General features: G+C 40.6%; 1 protein-coding gene. It reads right to left on the bottom strand.

The window, feature by feature from the left end; genetic code table 11:
- Positions 1-254 (bottom strand): transposase (locus AC6CHV_RS26425; RefSeq protein WP_498079982.1); only part of this gene is annotated, 254 nt, incomplete at both ends.

Below are 254 nucleotides of genomic sequence, written 5' to 3'. Positions count from 1 at the left end.
AACGCAAATTAGCTTTCAAGAATCCAAAAACTGGTTCCACATCGATTTTGCGTTTTCGATAGATGGCACTCGTTTTCTTTTCTGAAAGCTTCGCTCTTACATATTCTTTTTGCTGTTCCCACTTTTCATTCACCATTAGTTTTCGATTGTTGCCTTCTTTGGCTTTTGTACATGATAAACGGAATGGGCATCCCGAACAGTCTTCGCACTCATAGATTTTGAACTTCCGTTCAAAGCCTATACGGTCAGTGCGG

This window comes from Ferdinandcohnia sp. GQ5 (genome assembly GCF_059759275.1).
This window is presented reverse-complemented; position numbering and strand designations above follow the sequence as displayed.